General features: G+C 70.2%; 17 protein-coding genes and 3 pseudogenes. 10 read left to right on the forward strand and 10 right to left on the reverse strand.

Annotation, left to right across the window (positions count from 1 at the left end; translation table 11 throughout):
• Positions 1 to 104 precede the first annotated feature (104 nt).
• Positions 105 to 542 carry an ATP-binding protein gene (locus tag BN971_RS16235; protein WP_085182095.1) on the forward strand — a complete coding sequence of 146 codons (438 nt, stop codon included), beginning with the start codon at positions 105 to 107 and terminating at the stop codon, positions 540 to 542.
• On the forward strand, positions 539 to 1,327 hold the full coding sequence (locus BN971_RS16240; protein ID WP_085182094.1) for an RNA polymerase sigma factor SigF: 789 nt from the start codon (positions 539 to 541) through the stop codon (positions 1,325 to 1,327). The genes BN971_RS16235 and BN971_RS16240 overlap by 4 nt, the downstream gene beginning before the upstream one ends.
• Here BN971_RS16240 and BN971_RS16245 read toward each other — a convergent pair.
• The 7 genes and pseudogenes from BN971_RS16245 to BN971_RS16275 form a co-directional block, all read right to left on the reverse strand.
• Positions 1,301 to 1,718 (reverse strand): annotated as a pseudogene (locus BN971_RS16245) (STAS domain-containing protein); the annotation flags it as partial. The gene BN971_RS16240 and the pseudogene BN971_RS16245 overlap by 27 nt on opposite strands.
• Positions 1,719 to 1,907: 189 nt before the next feature.
• Positions 1,908 to 3,701, reverse strand: coding sequence for an acetyl/propionyl/methylcrotonyl-CoA carboxylase subunit alpha (locus BN971_RS16250; protein WP_085182093.1), 1,794 nt, complete (start codon positions 3,699 to 3,701; stop codon positions 1,908 to 1,910).
• 120 nt (positions 3,702 to 3,821) lie between these two features.
• A complete protein-coding gene (locus BN971_RS16255) occupies positions 3,822 to 4,241 on the reverse strand; it encodes a SufE family protein (RefSeq protein ID WP_085182092.1) in 420 nt (139 codons plus the stop codon).
• Positions 4,238 to 5,131, reverse strand: coding sequence for a sulfurtransferase (locus BN971_RS16260; protein WP_085182091.1), 894 nt, complete (start codon positions 5,129 to 5,131; stop codon positions 4,238 to 4,240). The genes BN971_RS16255 and BN971_RS16260 overlap by 4 nt, the downstream gene beginning before the upstream one ends.
• A gap of 115 nt (positions 5,132 to 5,246) precedes the next feature.
• The gene (locus tag BN971_RS16265; protein WP_085182090.1) at positions 5,247 to 5,888 is read right to left on the reverse strand and encodes a Maf family protein; all 642 of its coding nucleotides are present in this window, start codon (positions 5,886 to 5,888) and stop codon (positions 5,247 to 5,249) included.
• Positions 5,885 to 6,133, reverse strand: coding sequence for an acyl-CoA carboxylase subunit epsilon (locus BN971_RS16270; RefSeq protein ID WP_085182089.1), 249 nt, complete (start codon positions 6,131 to 6,133; stop codon positions 5,885 to 5,887). Before BN971_RS16270 ends, BN971_RS16265 begins: the two co-directional genes overlap by 4 nt.
• A gap of 71 nt (positions 6,134 to 6,204) precedes the next feature.
• On the reverse strand, positions 6,205 to 7,845 hold the full coding sequence (locus BN971_RS16275; protein WP_085182088.1) for an acyl-CoA carboxylase subunit beta: 1,641 nt from the start codon (positions 7,843 to 7,845) through the stop codon (positions 6,205 to 6,207).
• Between the two features lie 89 nt (positions 7,846 to 7,934).
• Here BN971_RS16275 and BN971_RS16280 point away from each other — a divergent pair.
• Both BN971_RS16280 and BN971_RS16285 read left to right on the forward strand, forming a co-directional pair.
• Positions 7,935 to 8,257: pseudogene (locus BN971_RS16280) on the forward strand (hypothetical protein).
• A gap of 20 nt (positions 8,258 to 8,277) precedes the next feature.
• The gene (locus tag BN971_RS16285) at positions 8,278 to 8,796 is read left to right on the forward strand and encodes a PH domain-containing protein (RefSeq protein WP_085182167.1); all 519 of its coding nucleotides are present in this window, start codon (positions 8,278 to 8,280) and stop codon (positions 8,794 to 8,796) included.
• On the opposite strand, the gene BN971_RS16290 is transcribed toward BN971_RS16285, so the two are convergent.
• Positions 8,751 to 9,425, reverse strand: coding sequence for a GtrA family protein (locus BN971_RS16290; protein ID WP_085182087.1), 675 nt, complete (start codon positions 9,423 to 9,425; stop codon positions 8,751 to 8,753). The genes BN971_RS16285 and BN971_RS16290 overlap by 46 nt on opposite strands.
• A 97-nt stretch (positions 9,426 to 9,522) precedes the next feature.
• On the opposite strand from BN971_RS16290, the pseudogene BN971_RS16295 reads away from it, so the two are divergent.
• From BN971_RS16295 to BN971_RS16320, 6 genes and pseudogenes are all read left to right on the forward strand, one after another.
• A pseudogene (locus tag BN971_RS16295) lies at positions 9,523 to 10,828 on the forward strand (5-(carboxyamino)imidazole ribonucleotide synthase).
• A complete protein-coding gene (gene purE / locus BN971_RS16300) occupies positions 10,821 to 11,333 on the forward strand; it encodes a 5-(carboxyamino)imidazole ribonucleotide mutase (protein WP_090350323.1) in 513 nt (170 codons plus the stop codon). The pseudogene BN971_RS16295 and the gene purE overlap by 8 nt, the downstream one beginning before the upstream one ends.
• A gap of 16 nt (positions 11,334 to 11,349) precedes the next feature.
• Positions 11,350 to 12,519 carry an acyl-CoA dehydrogenase gene (locus tag BN971_RS16305; protein ID WP_085182084.1) on the forward strand — a complete coding sequence of 390 codons (1,170 nt, stop codon included), beginning with the start codon at positions 11,350 to 11,352 and terminating at the stop codon, positions 12,517 to 12,519.
• A gap of 256 nt (positions 12,520 to 12,775) precedes the next feature.
• Entirely contained in the window at positions 12,776 to 13,921 is a 1,146-nt protein-coding gene (locus BN971_RS16310) for a PP2C family protein-serine/threonine phosphatase (RefSeq protein WP_085182166.1), read from the forward strand.
• A 71-nt stretch (positions 13,922 to 13,992) separates the two neighbouring features.
• Positions 13,993 to 15,519 carry a sensor histidine kinase gene (locus tag BN971_RS16315; RefSeq protein ID WP_085182165.1) on the forward strand — a complete coding sequence of 509 codons (1,527 nt, stop codon included), beginning with the start codon at positions 13,993 to 13,995 and terminating at the stop codon, positions 15,517 to 15,519.
• Entirely contained in the window at positions 15,516 to 15,965 is a 450-nt protein-coding gene (locus BN971_RS16320; RefSeq protein ID WP_085182083.1) for a response regulator, read from the forward strand. The genes BN971_RS16315 and BN971_RS16320 overlap by 4 nt, the downstream gene beginning before the upstream one ends.
• 9 nt (positions 15,966 to 15,974) lie before the next feature.
• On the opposite strand, the gene BN971_RS16325 is transcribed toward BN971_RS16320, so the two are convergent.
• The gene (locus tag BN971_RS16325) at positions 15,975 to 16,823 is read right to left on the reverse strand and encodes a PstA family ABC transporter permease (protein WP_085182082.1); all 849 of its coding nucleotides are present in this window, start codon (positions 16,821 to 16,823) and stop codon (positions 15,975 to 15,977) included.
• Position 16,824: 1 nt separating this feature from the next.
• The gene (gene pstC, locus BN971_RS16330) at positions 16,825 to 17,871 is read right to left on the reverse strand and encodes a phosphate ABC transporter permease subunit PstC (RefSeq protein ID WP_085182081.1); all 1,047 of its coding nucleotides are present in this window, start codon (positions 17,869 to 17,871) and stop codon (positions 16,825 to 16,827) included.
• Between the last annotated feature and the right edge of the window lies 1 nt (position 17,872).

A 17,872-nucleotide genomic window follows, 5' to 3' on the forward strand; every position in this document is an offset into this window, starting at 1 on the left:
CATCGGGCGAGTACCCGGCGGCGATCATGACTAACCAATTGGAGCCTACGGTCCACGGCAGGCTGCAGAGTAGTAGTTTCAGTCAAACGGTGCCGGGAGACCAGATGTCCGATGCGGGAGCGCGCGCCAACAGGAGTCAACGAGGCCATCGCGCGGTAGAACTGCACGTCGCGGCGCGCCTGGAGAACCTGGCGATGCTGCGCACCCTGGTCGGCGCGATCGGCACCTTCGAGGACCTCGACTTCGACGCCGTCGCCGACCTGCGCCTCGCGGTCGACGAGGTGTGCACCCGGCTCATCCGCTCGGCCACCCCGGACGCCACGCTGGTCGTGGTGGTGGACCCGCGCGACGACGAGCTGGTGGTGGAGGCCTCGGCCGCCTGCGACACCCACGACGTGGTGGCGCCCGGCAGCTTCAGCTGGCACGTCCTGACCTCGCTGGCCGACGATGTCCAGACCTTCCACGACGGCCGCGAACCGAACGAAAGCGGCAGCATCTTCGGTATCAAGCTGACGGCGCGACGGGTGGCCTCCAGCAGGTGACGGCGCGAGCTGCCGGCGGGTCGGTGTCACGACCGAACGAGTACGCCGACGTCCCGGACATGTTCCGTGAATTGGCCGCCGCGGCGGCCGATTCGATGGAGTTCCAGCGCCAACGGGACAAGATCGTGGAGCGCTGCCTGCCGCTCGCCGACCACATCGCCCGCCGGTTCGAGGGTCGCGGGGAACCCCGCGACGACCTGGTCCAGGTGGCGCGGGTCGGGCTGGTCAACGCGGTGATCCGGTTCGACGTGGAGGCCGGCACGGACTTCGTGTCGTTCGCGGTGCCCACGATCATGGGCGAGGTCCGCCGCCACTTCCGCGACAACAGCTGGTCGGTCAAGGTGCCGCGGCGACTCAAGGAGCTGCACCTGCGGCTCGGCACGGCCACCGCGGAGCTGTCGCAACGGCTGGGCCGGGCGCCGACGGCCACCGAACTCGCCGCGGAACTCGGCATGGACCGCGCCGAGGTCGTCGAGGGCCTGGTGGCGGGCAGCTCCTACAACACCCTGTCCATCGACAGCGGGGGCGGCGGCGACGACGACGAGGCGCGCGCGATCGCCGACACCCTGGGCGACGTCGACACCGGGCTGGACCAGATCGAGGACCGCGAGGCGCTGCGCCCGATGCTCGACGCGCTACCCGAGCGGGAACGAACGGTGCTGGTGCTCAGGTTCTTCGAGTCGATGACCCAGACGCAGATCGCCGAGCGGGTCGGCATCTCCCAGATGCACGTCTCCCGGCTGCTGGCCAAGTCCCTGGCGCGGCTGCGCGACCAGCTGGAGTAGGGGTTCAGGCGGCCCCGCGCTCGGGGGGATCGGCCGGCACCAGCGGTTCGCGCAGCGGCGTGGTCACGGGCAGGGTGTCGTCGGGGTCGCAGATGCGCAGCAGCCTCGACACCGCCGTGCTGGACACCATGGCCCAGTCGATTCCTGCTCCCGAGCACATCACGTTGATCCGGTGCAGCGCCGAAAAGCCCGCGGTGCCAATGAAATCCAGCCCCCGCAGGTCAAGGATCACGCGGCGGGAGCGGCCGAGGCTGTGCTGGACGTAGGCCGCCAGCTCGTCGGCGTTGGCCGCGTCGAGTTCACCGTCGACGGTGATGACCGTGCCCGACGGTTCCCAGCGCGCGTTGAACCGGGTGGTGCGGCAATTTTGCCAGGGTTGCGCCACAAGCATGCTTGACTCCCTCATGTGAGGAGGATGTGCTGTGGATGACGTCGGGTCTGTCGGGCGCCGTTAGCGCTACTGGGAGGGGAGGGGTTCACCTTCCCGACAAATCCGTGACGTGATCCGGTGTGGCTGTGAACTCAACCTGCCAAGAACCCTACTCGCGTCGGAGAGGACCCGACAACCGATCACGCGGGTTCATTTGATTTCGGCGAGCACCGTGCCCTGGGTGATGGCGGCACCGGCCTCGACCGCGAGCCCGGTGATGGTGCCGTCCTTGTGCGCGGTGACCGGGTTCTCCATCTTCATCGCCTCGAGGACCACCACGAGGTCGCCGGTGGAGACTTCCTGGCCCTCCTCGACGGCCACCTTCACCACGGTGCCCTGCATGGGCGCGGTCACGGCGTCGCCGGAGGCCGCGGCCCCCGCGTGCGACCCGCGCTTGCGCGGCTTGGGCTTCTTGCGGATCACGCCGGCCGGGTCGGCGGCACCGTTGGACAGCGCCAGGTCGCCCGGCAGCGACACCTCCAGCCGCCGGCCGCCCACCTCGACGACCACCTTCTGCCGCGGCCGCGCGTCGTCCTCGTCGAGCGGGTCGCCGGCGGTGAACGGCTCGACGGTGTTGTTCCACTCGGTCTCGATCCAGCGGGTGTGCACCGTGAAGCCGTTCTCGTCGCCGATGAACGCCGGGTCGGACACCACGGCGCGGTGGAACGGGATGACCGTCGCCAGGCCTTCGACCTCGAACTCCGCCAGGGCGCGGCGGGCGCGCGCCAGCGCCTCCTGGCGGGAGGCGCCGTACACGATGAGCTTGGCCAGCATCGAGTCGAACTGGCCGCCGATCACCGAGCCGGTCTCGACGCCGGAGTCCAGCCGCACGCCCGGACCGGTCGGTGGGTGGAACTTGGTGACGGGCCCGGGGGCGGGCAGGAAGTTGCGGCCGGCGTCCTCGCCGTTGATCCGGAACTCGATGGCGTGCCCCCGGGGCGTCGGGTCCTCGGTGATGTCGAGCTTCTCGCCGTTGGCGATCTTGAACTGCTGCAGCACCAGGTCGATCCCGGCGGTCTCCTCGGTCACCGGGTGCTCGACCTGCAGGCGGGTGTTGACCTCCAGGAACGAGATCAGGCCGTCCTGGCCGACGAGGTATTCGACCGTGCCGGCGCCGTAGTAGTGGGCCTCCTTGCAGATCCGCTTCGCCGACTCGTGGATCTCCTTGCGCTGCGCCTCGGTCAGAAACGGCGCCGGCGCCTCCTCGACCAGCTTCTGGAAGCGGCGCTGCAGCGAGCAGTCGCGGGTGCCCGCGACCACGACGTTGCCGTGCTGGTCGGCGATCACCTGCGCCTCGACGTGGCGCGGCTTGTCCAGGTAGCGCTCGACGAAGCACTCGCCGCGGCCGAACGCCGACACCGCCTCGCGGACCGCCGACTCGTAGAGCTCGGGGATCTCCTCGAGGGTGCGGGCGACCTTCATGCCCTTACCGCCGCCGCCGAACGCCGCCTTGATCGCGATCGGGACGCCGTACTCCCGGGCGAAGGCCACCACCTCGTCGGCGTCCTTGACCGGGTCCGGGGTGCCGGGCACCAGCGGGGCCTGCGCGCGGGCGGCGATGTGGCGGGCGGTGACCTTGTCACCGAGGTCGCGGATGGACTGCGGGCTGGGCCCGATCCAGATCAGGCCGGCGTCGATCACGGCCTGGGCGAAGTCGGCGTTCTCCGACAGGAAGCCGTACCCGGGGTGGATGGCGTTGGCTCCCGACTTCGCGGCCGCGTCCAGGAGCTTGCCGAAGTCCAGGTACGACTCCGCCGACGTCTGACCACCCAACGCGAACGCCTCGTCGGCCAACCGCACGTGCGGCGCGTCGGCGTCGGGTTCGGCGTACACCGCCACGCTGGGCAGGCCCGCGTCCCGGGCCGCCCGGATCACCCGGACCGCGATCTCGCCGCGATTGGCGACGAGCACCTTGGAGATCCTCGAGCTGGCGTGATTGGCCACTGCGCCTCCCTGTTGGCTGGACGTATTCGTCTCTAAGAGAATTTCTTACAAGTCTTGTCCGGGGAAGTTTATGCGCCGCGCCGCGCGGGCCGTTAACCGCCTCTCCCATCCCCTTTGAGGTCACGACATTTCGCGCACTCGCCGCTTGATGCGGGCCAGCATGGCCGACATGCCGCGCAGCCGCAGCGGGCTGATCAACGCGGCCAGCCCCAGCTCGGTGTAGAAGTCCTCGGGCACCGCCAGGATGTCGGCGGCGGGCTGGCCGTCGAGGCCGGCGGCCAGGATCGAGGCGAAACCTCGGGTGGTGGGCGCCTCGGCCGGGGCGCTGAAGTAGAGCCGCACGCGGTCGGGATCGCCGGCGTCGACGTGGAGGAACAGCGGCGTCTGGCACTCCGGCACCGGCTCCATCGCCGCCTGGGCGAGGTCGGGCGGAAGCGCCGGGAGGTCGTCGGCGAACTCCAGCAGCAGCCTCAGCTTGTCCTGGCCCTGCACCTCGGCGAACTCGGACACCACCTCGGCCAGTGGCACGGGCATGGTCATCGGGCGGGCACGGCTCCGGGTTCTTCACCGCCGACGATCGGCACCCGCACGGTGTTGCCCCACTCGGTCCAGGACCCGTCGTAGTTGCGCACCCCGGGCTTGCCCAGCAGGTGGGTCAGCACGAACCAGGTGTGGCTGGACCGCTCGCCGATGCGGCAGTACACGACGGTCTTGTCGTCCGGGTCGAGGAAGCCGTAGAGCTCCTCCAGTTCGGCGCGGCTGCGGAACCGCCCCGACTCGTCGACCGCCCTGCTCCAGGGGATCGACCGGGCGGTCGGGATGTGGCCGCCGCGCAGCACACCCTCCTCCGGGTACTCGGGCATGTGGGTGCGCTTGCCGGTGTACTCGTCGGGCGAGCGTACGTCGATCAGCGGCTGGCTGCCCAGGATGGCCAGCACGTCGTCCTTGAACGCGCGGATGGGCTCGTCGTTGCGGGCGACGACGGGGTAGCCGGTGCCGGTCTTGGTGGGGACGTCCAGGGTGGTGTCGCGGCGCTCGGCCATCCACAGGTCGCGCCCGCCGTTGAGCAGCCGCACGTCCGGGTGGCCGAACAGGCTGAAGACCCACAGCGCGTACGCGGCCCACCAGTTGCTCTTGTCCCCGTAGATGACCACGGTGTCGTCGCGGGCAATGCCCTTGCGGTTCATCAGGTCTGCGAACTGCTCGCCATTGATGTAGTCGCGCACCCGCGGGTCGTTGAGGTCGGTGTGCCAGTCGACCTTGACCGCGCCCGGGATGTGCCCGACGTCGTAGAGCAGGACGTCCTCGTCGGACTCGACGATCGCCAGGCCGGGGGCGCCCATGTTGGCCGACAGCCAGTCGGCGGTCACCAGCCGTTCGGGGTGGGCGTAGTCCAGGAGCGAGGGGTCGGGGTCCGGGGGTAGTGGCACGGGGTCGAGCCTACCCGGCAGGCCAATGAGCGGGGCGAGCCCGTCACGACACCGCGACACATAAACGTCTGCGACGACACGCCGAACGGCGTCGCAGCGGTTTATGTTTCGCGCGTCAGTCGCCGGCGTTCGACGCCCACAGCGCGGCCACCGACAGCCCGGCCCGCGCCAGCATCCCCCGCAGCAGGGGCAGGCTCACCCCGATGACGTTGGACGGGTCACCCTCGATCCCGTCGACGAACCACCCGCCCAGGCCGTCCAGGGTGAATCCGCCCGCCACCCCCAGCGGCTCGCCCTGCGCGACGTACGCGCCCAGGTCCGCGTCCGCGGGCGCGGCGAAATGCACCGTGGTGCAGGCGGATTCGACGCCGCGGTGGGTGATGGCCCCGGCGGCCACGCGCAGCAGGCAGTGCCCGGTGTGCAGCCGCCCGGACCGCCCGCCCATCAAGCGCCACTGGCTCACGGCAGCCTCGGCCGAACCCGGTTTGCCGCACAGCAGCCCGTCGATCGACAGCATCGAATCACAGCCCACGACAACGCAATCCGACGCGACGGCGCCGCTCAGTCCGGCGGCCACCCGCTCGGCTTTGGCCTCGGCCAGGGCGCACACCACGTCGTCCGGCGCGGCGGCCGGCCCGAGGCCGGCGACGATCGCGTCCTCGTCGACGCCGGACACCCTGACCAGCGGGTCGACGCCGGCGTGGCGCAGGACCTTGAGCCGCCCCGCCGACGCCGACGCCAGCACCACCCGGGTCACTGCTTCAAGTGCTGCATCTGTTGCAGGGTCAGCCGCTGGTAGTTGGACATCGCGAACCGCAGCCGGTCGAACGGCAGTCCCCAGCGGGTGCGCTCGGGCGCGGGCGGTTCGGGCGCGCCGCCCGCGCTGCCCAGCACGACGACGAGCGCCGCCAGCTCCGCGTCGGTGGGGTTGCCCCGAAGGATCTGGATGCGCGGCTCGTGGTGCGCGGGTTCGGTTGCCGCGGTGGCATTTTCGCCGGCCATGGCGTCTCGACTCACTGCTCGATTGTTCGTCTCACTCCCGTCGCTCACTGCGCTCGCTCCGCTCGTTCGACTCACAGCGGGATGTTCCCGTGCTTCTTGGGGGGCAGGTGGGAGACCTTGCGTTCCAGCAGGCGCAGCGCGGTGGCGATGTAGCCGCGGGTGTGTGACGGGGGGATGACGGCGTCGACGTAGCCGCGCTCGGCGGCGACGTAGGGGTTGACCAGGGTGTCCTCGTACTCCTGCTGCAGCTGCAGGCGAAGCGTGTCGACGTCCTCGCCGGCCTCGGCCGCCTCCTTGAGCTTCTGCCGATAGACGAAGCCGACGGCGCCCGAGGCGCCCATCACCGCGATCTGGGCGGTCGGCCAGGCCAGGTTGACGTCGCAGCCCATGTCCTTGGAACCCATGACGCAGTACGCGCCGCCGTAAGCCTTGCGGGTGATGACGGTGATCTTCGGGACGGTGGCCTCGCCGTAGGCGTACAGCAGCTTGGCGCCGCGGCGGATGATGCCGTTGTACTCCTGGCCGGTGCCGGGCAGGAAGCCCGGCACGTCGACGAGCATCACGATCGGGATGTTGAAGCAGTCGCAGGTCCGCACGAAGCGGGCGGCCTTCTCCGAGGCGTTGATGTCCAGGCAGCCGGCGAACTGGGTGGGCTGGTTGGCGACGATGCCGACCGGGCGGCCGTCGATGCGGCCGAACCCGACCACGATGTTCTGGGCGTAGCCGTTCTGGATCTCGAGGAACTCGTCGTCGTCGAGGATGCGGGTGATCACCTCGTGCATGTCATAGGGCTGGTTGGGCGAATCGGGGATCAGCGTGTCCAGCTCGATGTCCTCGGCGGTGAGGTTGTCCTCGATCGGGCCCTCGGGTGCGGGCTCGGCGTAGCGCGGCGGGTCGGTGGCGTTGTTGGGCGGCAGGTAGCTCAGCAGGTCGCGCACCCATTCGAACGCGTCCTGCTCGCCGGAGGCGACGTAGTGCAACGTCCCCGACTTCGCCATGTGGGTGTGGGCCCCGCCGAGCTCCTCCATGGTGACGTCCTCGCCGGTGACGGTCTTGATCACGTCGGGACCGGTGATGAACATCTGGCTGGTCTGGTCGACCATGATCACGAAGTCGGTCAGCGCGGGGGAGTAGACGTGCCCGCCGGCGGCGGCGCCCATGATCAGCGAGATCTGCGGGATGACGCCGGAGGCCAGGATGTTGTTGCGGAAGATCCGGCTGTAGAGGCCGAGCGAGACGACGCCCTCCTGGATGCGCGCGCCGGCGCCGTCGTTGATGCCGATGAGCGGGCGGCCCGTCTTGATCGCCAGCTCCTGGACCTTGACGATCTTCTCGCCGTACACCTCGCCGAGGCTGCCGCCGAACACCGTGGCGTCCTGGCTGAAGATGCACACGTCGCGGCCGTCGATGGTGCCGTAGCCGGTGACCACGCCGTCGCCCAGCGGCCGGTTGGCCTCCAGGCCGAAGTTCGAGCTGCGGTGCCGGGCCAGGGCGTCGAGCTCGACGAACGAGTCCTCGTCCAGCAGCGCGTAGATGCGCTCGCGAGCGGTGAGTTTGCCCTTGGCGTGCACCTTCTCGACGGCGGCCTCGCCGACCGGATGCAGCGACTCCTCCCGCCGCTTGTGCAGCTCCGCCAGCTTGCCTGCGGTGGTGTGGATGTCGACGGTGTGCTCGGCAGCGGGCTCCGCCGTGTGGTCGGTAACGCTTGTCATGGGAGTCAACAATATCCGCGTTATCGGCTGCCCCGACGGGGCCCCTTAGGCTGGGCTGGGTGATCGACTCGCCACCGCTGGACGAGGCCATGCTGCGCGCCGAGCTGATCGGGACCGGGCTGGGCTGGCGGCGGCTCGACGTCGTCGAACGAACCGGATCCACCAACGCCGACCTGCTGGCCCGGGCGGCCCAGGGGACCGACGTCGCCGGCTCGGTGCTGATCGCCGAGCACCAGACGCCGACTACCGGGCGCAAAGCCTGACGATCGGGAGCCGCGTGCGCGCCCACCTGCCCGGCGGCAAGGAGATCGTCGGGACCGCGGGCGGCATCGACGAGCAGGGCAGGCTGCTGCTGGAGACGGGCGGCCAGACGCTCGTCGTCTCGGCCGGTGACGTCGTGCATCTGCGTTAGGAAACGGTAGCTTCGTGCGGGTGAGCTACCCGGACAACGCCCTGGCCGCCGGCGAGCAGGTGGTCATCCACCGCCACCCGCACTGGAAGCGGCTGATCTGGCCGGTTCTGGTGCTGCTCGGCGCGACCGCGCTGGCGGCGTTCGGGTCCGGGTACGTCAACTCGACGCACTGGGAGCAGATGGCCAAGAACATCCTGCACGGCGCGATCTGGGGCATCTGGCTGGTGATCGTCGGCTGGCTGACGTTGTGGCCGTTCCTGTCGTGGCTGACCACCCACTTCGTCGTCACCAACCGGCGGGTGATGTTCCGCCACGGAGTGCTCACCCGCAGCGGGATCGACATCCCGCTGGCGCGGATCAACAGCGTGGAGTTCCGCGACCGGCTGACCGAGCGGATGTTTCGCACCGGGACGCTGATTATCGAGTCGGCGTCACAGGATCCGTTGGAGTTCTACGACATTCCGCGCCTGCGCGACGTGCACGCGCTGCTCTATCACGAGGTTTTCGACACGCTCGGTTCGGAGGAGTCGCCCAGCTGACCCAGCCGGGCGGCCCGGCGGTTGCGCCAGGACCGCAGCAGCGTGACGTTGCCGATGTCCAGGCCGCGCTCGATCTCGTCCTCGAAGACCTCGGCGATCCCGCCCGCGGTGAGCGCGGACTCCAGCGCCTTGTCGGGGTTGCGGGCGAACTCGTCGGGGAACACCCAGCGCCGGAACGCCCAGAACCGGAACGCCATCTGCAACAGGTTGCCGATGATGTAGGCCGAGATGAAGTCGGCGATGTTCTCCACGGTCAGCGACACCATCGGCTCCCGCAGCTGCAGGACGTAGCTGGAGAACCACAGCGGCGCCATGGACAGCAGCACGCCCACGCCGCTGAACGCGAAGAACAGCAGCGCCTCGTGGTGGCGCTCGCGGCCGCCGCGGTCGCGGAAGCTCCACTCCCGGTTCAGCACGTAGGAGGCGATGACCGCGACGATGCCGGCGATCACCTTGGCGGTGACCGGCTTGGGCTCGAGGATCGTCAGCTTGAGCGTGTAGAAGATCGCGGAGTCGATGACGAACGTCGTGCCACCCACGATGGCGAACTTGATCAATTCGTGGTGCCGCAGCAGGTAGGGCTGAAGCGCGCTGGGCATGCGCGCGATCGCGGCTTCGGCTAAGGACACAACACGTCAGTGTACGGACAGACGCACAACCGTACCTAACGATTCCGCGTCGGCGCCGGTCAACACGCCTGAACGCGGCGCCGCGCGCCGTGACACCATGATGGCCGTGCCGAGTACACGCAGCCCACTGGTAGCGATGGTCGGCGGTGGACAGCTCGCCCGGATGACCCACCAGGCCGCGATCGCGCTGGGTCAGACGCTGCGGGTGCTGGCCACCGCCCCCGACGAGTCCGCCGCGCAGGTCACGCCCGACGTGGTGATCGGCTCGCACACCGACCTGGAGGACCTGCGCCGGGTCGCCGCCGGCGCCACCGTCCTCACCTTCGACCACGAACACGTGCCCGGCGAGCTGCTGGACAAGCTGGTCGCCGAGGGTGTCAACGTGGCGCCGCCGCCGGGCGCGCTGCTGCACGCGCAGGACAAGCTCGTCATGCGCCGGCGGCTGGAGGCGCTCGGCGCCGCGGTGCCCCGCTTCGCCGAGATCCGCAGCGTCGACGAACTCGATGGCTTCGCGCGGCGCATCGCCGGCCCGGTGGTGGTGAAAGCCGTCCGCGGCGGTTACGACGGGCGCGGGGTGCGGATGGCGCGTGACCCCGTGCACGCCCGCGAGATCGCGGCCGGGTTCCTCGCCGACGGGGTGCCGGTGATGGCCGAGGAACAGGTGCAACTCCGCCGCGAGCTGTCGGCGCTGGTGGCGCGGTCGCCGTTCGGGCAGGGCGCCGCCTGGCCGGTGGTCGAGACGGTGCAGCGCGACGGCATCTGCGTCCAGGTGATCGCCCCGGCCCCCGGCCTGCCCGGCGACGTGGCGTCGGCCGCGCAACGGCTGGCGTTGCGGCTGGCCGACGAGCTCGGCGTGGTGGGGGTGCTGGCGGTCGAGCTGTTCGAGAACACCGAGGGCGAGCTGCTGGTCAACGAGCTGGCGATGCGGCCGCACAACTCCGGGCACTGGACCATGGACGGCTCGCGCACCAGCCAGTTCGAACAGCACCTGCGCGCGGTGCTCGACTACCCGCTGGGCGACACGGCCGCCCTCGCCCCGGTGACCGTGATGGCCAACGTGCTGGGGGCGCCGCATGAGCCCGCGATGACCACCGACGAGCGGCTGCACCACCTGTTCGCCCGGATGCCAGACGCGCGGGTCCACCTGTACGGCAAGGCCGAACGACCCGGCCGCAAAATCGGGCACGTGAACTTCCTGGGTGACGCGGGGGCCGCGGACCCCGCCGGGCTGGCCGCGCTGCGGGAACGCGCCGAGCTGGCGGCACACTGGTTGTCACGCGGGCAGTGGACGGACGGATGGGACCCGCATGGCTAGCCGCGCCGGCGACGATGCAGAGGGGGCTCCCCCGGGCGCGGAGCGCCGAGGGGGAGGAAGCGATGAGGAGGAGCGGCGCAATGACTGAGGCCAGGGTTGGCGTGATCATGGGCAGCGACAGCGACTGGTCGGTGATGTCCGACGCCGCCGCCGCGCTGGCCGAGTTCGACGTCCCGGCCGAGGTCCGGGTGGTCTCCGCGCATCGCACCCCGCAGGTCATGTTCGACTACGCCCGCACCGCGGCCGACCGCGGCCTCGAGGTCATCATCGCCGGCGCCGGGGGCGCGGCCCACCTGCCGGGGATGGTGGCGTCGGCGACGCCGCTGCCGGTGATCGGGGTGCCGGTGCCGCTGTCCCGGCTGGACGGCCTGGACTCGCTGCTGTCGATCGTGCAGATGCCCGCGGGGGTCCCGGTGGCCACCGTGTCCATCGGCGGCGGGCGCAACGCCGGGCTGCTGGCCGTGCGCATCCTGGCGTCGTCGGACCCGCAGCTGCGGGCGCGCCTCGTGGCGTTCTCCGCCGAGCTGGCCGCCAGCGTGGCGGCCAAGGATGCGGCGCTGCGCGAGCTGCACGGTAAAGTTACCGGCGAGTAGCACGAGGAGGCTTGAGATGGCCGGATGGGGCGGAGACCCGTCGTTCGATTTGTTCCAGTTGCCCGACGAGCACAACGAGTTGCGGGCGGCGATCCGGGCGCTGGCGGAGAAGGAGATCGCGCCGCACGCCGCCGACGTCGACGAGAACTCGCGGTTCCCGCAGGAGGCGCTGGACGCGCTCAACGCGTCGGGTTTCAACGCCGTGCACGTGCCCGAGGAGTACGGCGGGCAGGGCGCGGACTCGGTGGCCGCGTGCATCGTGATCGAGGAGGTCGCCCGGGTCGACGCCTCGGCGTCGCTGATCCCCGCGGTGAACAAGCTGGGCACCATGGGGCTGATCCTGCGCGGCTCCGACGACCTCAAGAAGCAGGTGCTGCCGCAGCTCGCCGACGGCACCGCGATGGCGTCCTACGCGCTGAGCGAGCGCGAGGCGGGCAGCGACGCGGCCGCGATGCGGACCCGGGCCAAGGCCGACGGCGACGACTGGATCCTCAACGGCGCCAAGTGCTGGATCACCAACGGCGGCAAGTCGAGCTGGTACACGGTGATAGCGGTGACCGACCCGGACAAGGGCGCCAACGGCATCTCGTCGTTCATGGTGCACGCCGACGACGAGGGGTTCAGCGTCGGTCCCAAGGAGCGCAAGCTCGGGATCAAGGGCTCGCCGACCACCGAGCTGTACTTCGAGAACTGCCGCATCCCCGGCGACCGGATCATCGGCGAGCCGGGGACCGGCTTCAAGACCGCCCTGGCCACCCTCGACCACACCCGCCCGACGATCGGCGCCCAGGCGGTCGGCATCGCCCAGGGCGCGCTCGACGCCGCGATCGCCTACACCAAGGAGCGCAAGCAGTTCGGCCGCCCGGTCAGCGACAACCAGGCCGTGCAGTTCATGCTCGCCGACATGGCCATGAAGGTCGAGTCCGCCCGGCTGATGGTCTACCACGCGGCCGCCCGCGCCGAGCGCGGCGAATCCAACCTCGGGTTCATCTCCGCGGCGTCCAAGTGTCTGGCCTCCGACGTGGCGATGGAGGTCACCACCGACGCGGTGCAGCTGTTCGGCGGCTACGGCTACACGCGGGACTTCCCCGTCGAGCGGATGATGCGCGACGCCAAGATCACCCAGATCTACGAGGGCACCAACCAGATCCAGCGGGTCGTGATGTCGCGGGCGCTGCTGCGCTGATTCGACCCTCCGCGGGGGCGTCGCCGTGGTCGAATAGGATTTCCAACGGCAACCAGGCAACTATGTGGGGCGGTCGCCGAGCCCCGGGTCGGTAAGCAGGCACCGACCGCAGACGTCGACCGACGTCACTGAGCAAACGCTTTACCCGGGCCAGGGGGTGTCCAGTTAACAACGTCGCCTGCCATGCGCGCCCACGGATGACCGGTACTTGATTCCCGTGCGCGCTCCCGTCACACCCGCGGCCCACTGGAGGTCGCTGTCGCTGCTGCTGGTCGAGGACGACCGGGCCGACGCCGTGCTGGTGGAGGACCTGATCGCGGACGCGGTCGCCGACATCAGGGTCATCTGGGCACAGTCGATGGCCCACGCCGAGCAAGAACTCGCCGCGGCCCGGCCCGACTGCGTGCTGCTGGACCTGCACCTGCCGGACGCCAGCGGCATCGAGGCCCTCGACCGCATCGCCAAGCGCGACGCCACCGTCCCCGTCGTCGTGCTCACCGGGCTCAACGACGAGTACTTCGGGGCCACCGCCGTCGCGGCGGGCGCGCAGGACTATCTGGTCAAGGGGCGCGTCGAACCGGAGATGCTGCGGCGGGCGCTGCTGTACGCGATCGAGCGCAAACGGGCCGAGCTGATCTCCGCCGACCTGCACGCCAGCCAGCTGCGGGCGCGCGAGAACGCGCTGCTCGAACGCGGCCTGCTGCCGTCGCCGCTGCTGCTGGACAACCCCGGTGTCGACATCGTCGCCCGCTACCGGCCCAGCCGCGAGGACGCGTTGCTGTGCGGGGACTTCTACGACGTCGTGCAGACACCCGACCGGATCGTGCACGTCCTGATCGGCGACGTCGCCGGGCACGGGCCGCACGAGGCGGCCCTGGGGGCGGCGCTGCGGATCGCGTTCCGGGCGCTCACCTTCGCCGGCGTCCGCGGCGTCGAACTGATGCGCCAGCTGGAGCGCGTGCTGTACTCCGAGCGCACCGCCACCGGGGTCTTCGCGACCGTGCTCAGCCTCCAGATCGCGCCCGACAGCCCGCGCGTCACCGCGGTCCGCGCCGGCCATCCCGGGATGCTCCTGCAGGGGGGCGGCACCGTGGACTGGATCGAGCCGCCGGCCGGGCCGGCGCTGGGCCTGCGCGCCCACGACTGGCCGCAGCACGACCTGGAACTGTCCCCCGGTCGGGGGCTGCTCCTGCTGACCGACGGCCTGTTCGAGGGGTATTCGGGGCGCGGGATCGAACGCCTCGGCGAGGACGGCCTGCTGGCGCTGGCACGCACGCACGCGCCGCTGCCCGGTCCCGACTTCGTCGACGCCCTCATCGACGGCGCGCAGCGGCTCGCCGAGCCGCTCGGCGGCCTCACCGACGACATCGCCGTGCTGCGCATCGAACGGACCCCCGCGTGAGCGCCGTCCTCGACCGGCTGCGGCCCTCCCAGCTCACCGCGCGGGGATGGCAGGGCGTCGCCCTGTTCATCATGGGCGCGATGGTGCTGGCCGGCGCGGTCGTCGGCGCGGTGTTGATCCGCCACACCGACCAGGTGGCGCGCGAGCTGATCGACAACATCCAGCCGGCGCGGACGGCGGCGGGCCGGCTGCAGTCCGCGCTGCGCGACCAGGAGACGGGGGTGCGGGGCTACCTGATCGTCGAGGACCGCCAGTTCCTCACCCCGTACTACGACGGCCAGCACGCCGAACAGGCGGCCGCCGAGGAGGTCCGGCGCCGCATCGGTCAGAACGAGGACCTGATCGCCGACCTGGACGCCATCGAGGAGGCCGGCGCGCAGTGGCGGGCCAACTACGCCGAGCCGGCGATCGCCAGCGTCGACCCGGGCGGCCGCAATCTCACCAACCGTCCGGCGGCCGAACGCGGTAAGGCCGAATTCGACCATCTGCGTTCGCTTTTCGACAAGCAGAACGCGAACCTGCGCGCGGCGCGCGACCGGGCGGCGGACGAGCTGCGGCGCACCGACGCCTGGCGCAACAGGGTGCTGATCGCCATGGTGCTGCTCTTCTTCGCCACGGCCGCCCTGCTCGGTCTGCTGGTGCGCGACATGGTCGCGCGCCCGCTGGCGGCGCTGGCCGCGTCGTGCCGGCGGATCACCGAGGGCGACTTCGACCGGACGATCGTGCCGCCGAAGCGGCCCAGGGACATCCGGGACATGGCGATGGACGTGGAGAACATGCGCGGGCGGATCGTCGAGGAGCTGCAGACCTCCCGTTCGGCCCAGCAGATGTTGGACGAGCAGGCGCTCGAGTTGCGGCGCTCCAACACCGAACTCGAGCAGTTCGCCTACGTCGCGTCGCACGACCTGCAGGAGCCGCTGCGCAAGGTCGCGTCGTTCTGCCAGCTGCTGGAGAAGCGCTACGGCGACAAGCTCGACGAGCGCGGGATCGAGTACATCGGCTTCGCCGTCGACGGCGCCAAGCGCATGCAGGTGCTCATCAACGACCTGCTCACTTTCTCGCGCGTGGGCCGGCTGAACACCTCGGAAAGCGAGGTGCGGCTGGACGAGGCGCTGGACGCCGCGCTGGCCAACCTGAGCGCCGCGATCGAGGAATCCGACGCCGAGATCGTGCGGCCCGCGCAGCCGCTCCCGCAGATCGTCGGGGATCCCACGCTGCTGACGATGTTGTGGCAGAACCTCATCGGGAACGCGGTCAAGTTCCGGCACAAGGACCGCCGCCCCCGCGTCGTCGTCGGCTGCGAGGCCGGTGACGGCGAGTGGTTGCTCAGCGTCGCCGACAACGGGATCGGCATACCGCAGGAGTTCGCCGACAAGGTCTTCGTCATCTTCCAGCGGCTGCACGGCCGCGACGTGTACAGCGGGACGGGTGTGGGCCTGGCGCTGGTGAAGAAGATCGTCGAGCACCACGGCGGCAGCATCCGCATCGACGACTCCTACACCGAGGGCGCCCGGATCATGTTCACCATCCCGATGCCCGCGTCCGGCGACGAAAACCATGCGGGCACAGCCGTTTTGGAAGGAGCGCAGCAACAGTGACATCCTCAAGGCCCGAGGGCCGGGCGATCGAGATCCTGCTGGTCGAGGACGACCCGGGAGACGAACTCATCACCCGGGAGGCGTTCGAGCACAACAAGCTCAAGAACAACCTGCACGTCGCGCACGACGGGGAAGAGGGCCTTGACTTCCTCTACCGGCGCGGCCCCTACGCCGACGCGCCGCGGCCCGACCTCATCCTGCTCGACCTGAACCTGCCCAAGTACGACGGCCGCCAGCTGCTGGAGAAGGTGAAGTCCGACCCCGAGTTGTCCCGCATCCCCATCGTGGTGCTGACCACCTCGTCGGCCGAGGAGGACATCCTGCGCAGCTACGAACTGCACGCCAACGCCTACGTCACGAAGCCCGTCGACCTCGACCAGTTCATCAACGCGGTGCGCCAGATCGACGAGTTCTTCATCCAGGTGGTGCGGCTCCCGGGAATCTGATGCTGCGCATCAGGTTTCGGTGTTTCGCCGCGACAGCCAGGTGATGAGCCTGCCCAGCAGGATCAGCAGCACGAGGAACACGATGAGCAGGAACGCCGCGTCGTAGGACAGGTCCTGCGCCGATTTCGACGGCAGGTTGTAGAAGGTCCAGATCGGATACGTCAGGTACCCGACCGGCGAATGCGTGAGCTGCCCGGTCGGCAACGAGGCCGACCACCCCGCGGTGTACAGCATCGGCGCCGTCTCGCTGACCGCCAGCGCGAGCGCCACCAGCATGCCCGTGACGATCCCGGGAATCGCGGGCTTCAGGATGATCTTGCGCAACGCCCACATGGTCGGCAGCCCGAGCGCGTCGGCCCCCTCCCGGTAGGACGTCGGCACCGCGGCGAGCGCGGACTCGGTGGCCTTGGTGATGTAGGGAACGCTCATGACCGACAGCACCGCCACCCCGGCCGCCAGGGAGAAGCCCCAGCCGAAGTACACCACCAGCGCGAGGTAGCCGACGTAGCCGAGCACGATGGCCGGGATGCCGGACAGCACCTCGTAGGCGCCGCGCAAGATGGAACGCGTTCTGCCGGTGGCAAATTCGGACAGGTAGACACCCGCCAGCACGCTAACGGTGCCGCCCACCAACATTACGCCGAGGCCCAGGACGGCGGTCCCGGCGATCGCGTTGCGCAGGCCGCCTCCGTTGCCCTGGGTGTCCTGGGTCAGCACGTCGAAGCGGAACACCGGCAGGGCGCGGCCGACGACGCCGATGAGCATCCACAACGTCGGGGCGATCACCATCGCCAGGGAGCCGAAGCAGGCCGCCCAGAACAGTGCGTTGACGCCCCTGCGGCGCATCGCGACCGGCATGTCAGACACCCCGCCCCACCGGCAGCGCGGTGCCGGACGCCCGGTGCACCAGTGCACGAGCGGCGATGTTGGTCAGCATGGTGATCGCCATCAGCACCAGGCTGACTTCGGCGAGCGTCTTCACCGCGAAGTTGGTGGAGTCGGTCATCGCCGAATCGAGTTGCGACACAACGGTGGCGGCGATGGTGGTCATGGTGGAGTAGATGTTGGCCGGCATCGTGCCCAGCTCCGCGCCGGACACCATCGCGACGGCCATGGTCTCGCCGAGCGCGCGTCCGAGTCCGAGGACCACGGCGCCGACGATGCCACCGGACACCCACGGCAGCGTGACCCTGCGTGCGCACTCCCAGTCGGACATGCCCAGCGCCCGCGCGCCCTCGCGTGGCAACAACGGCACCTGCCGGATCAGGTCGCGGCAGGTGCCGGCGATCACGGGGATGATCATGACCGCCAGCACCAGGCCGGACACCAGCATGCCCTCGCCGTTGCCGGTGTTGCCCCGGAAGTAGTCGAGCACCGGCACGTCGGGCGCGTTGCGGGCGATCACCGGAGCGATGTGGTGGGCGATGAACGGCCCGAACGTCATTGCGCCCCAAAGGCCGACGACGACGCTGGGGATGCCTGCCAGCAATTCCAGCACCATGCCGACGGCGGCGGCGAGCCGCCGCGGCAACCGCTCCACGATCGCCAGGGCCGCGCCGATGGACACCGGCACCGCGACGAGCAGGGCGATCGCGGACGTCGCCAGGGTGCCGACGATCAGCGGCAGTGCCCCGTAGTAGGCGCCGACCGGGTGGGCGACACCGCCGGTGACGACGGTGTCGCCGTAGGTGTTGCCCGGGTTCCAGTCGGTGCCGGTGAACAGGTGCAGCCCGTTGAGCCGGATCGCGCCCACCGCCTCCACGATCAGCGTCGCCAGCACGAACACCAGCGCGAGCAGCGGGGTCACCGCGCTCACCCTGCCCGCATACCGGACCGTGCGCGCCCCGCGGCCCGAGTCGCGGACGCCGCTCGGCGCTTGTCGTTGTCGGGGAAGCGTGCGGGTCACC

The organism is Mycobacterium bohemicum DSM 44277, from assembly GCF_001053185.1.
Classification (GTDB): Bacteria; Actinomycetota; Actinomycetes; order Mycobacteriales; family Mycobacteriaceae; genus Mycobacterium; species Mycobacterium bohemicum.

Coding starts and splice junctions, on each gene's coding strand:
- BN971_RS16235 (WP_085182095.1), top strand. CDS start 105: ATGTCCGATGCGGGAGCGCGCGCCAACAGGAGTCAACGAGGCCATCGC.
- BN971_RS16305 (WP_085182084.1), top strand. CDS start 11,350: ATGGCCGGATGGGGCGGAGACCCGTCGTTCGATTTGTTCCAGTTGCCC.
- purE (WP_090350323.1), top strand. CDS start 10,821: ATGACTGAGGCCAGGGTTGGCGTGATCATGGGCAGCGACAGCGACTGG.
- BN971_RS16325 (WP_085182082.1), bottom strand. CDS start 16,823: ATGCCGGTCGCGATGCGCCGCAGGGGCGTCAACGCACTGTTCTGGGCG.
- BN971_RS16255 (WP_085182092.1), bottom strand. CDS start 4,241: ATGACCATGCCCGTGCCACTGGCCGAGGTGGTGTCCGAGTTCGCCGAG.
- BN971_RS16315 (WP_085182165.1), top strand. CDS start 13,993: ATGGGCGCGATGGTGCTGGCCGGCGCGGTCGTCGGCGCGGTGTTGATC.
- BN971_RS16270 (WP_085182089.1), bottom strand. CDS start 6,133: ATGGCCGGCGAAAATGCCACCGCGGCAACCGAACCCGCGCACCACGAG.
- BN971_RS16275 (WP_085182088.1), bottom strand. CDS start 7,845: ATGACAAGCGTTACCGACCACACGGCGGAGCCCGCTGCCGAGCACACC.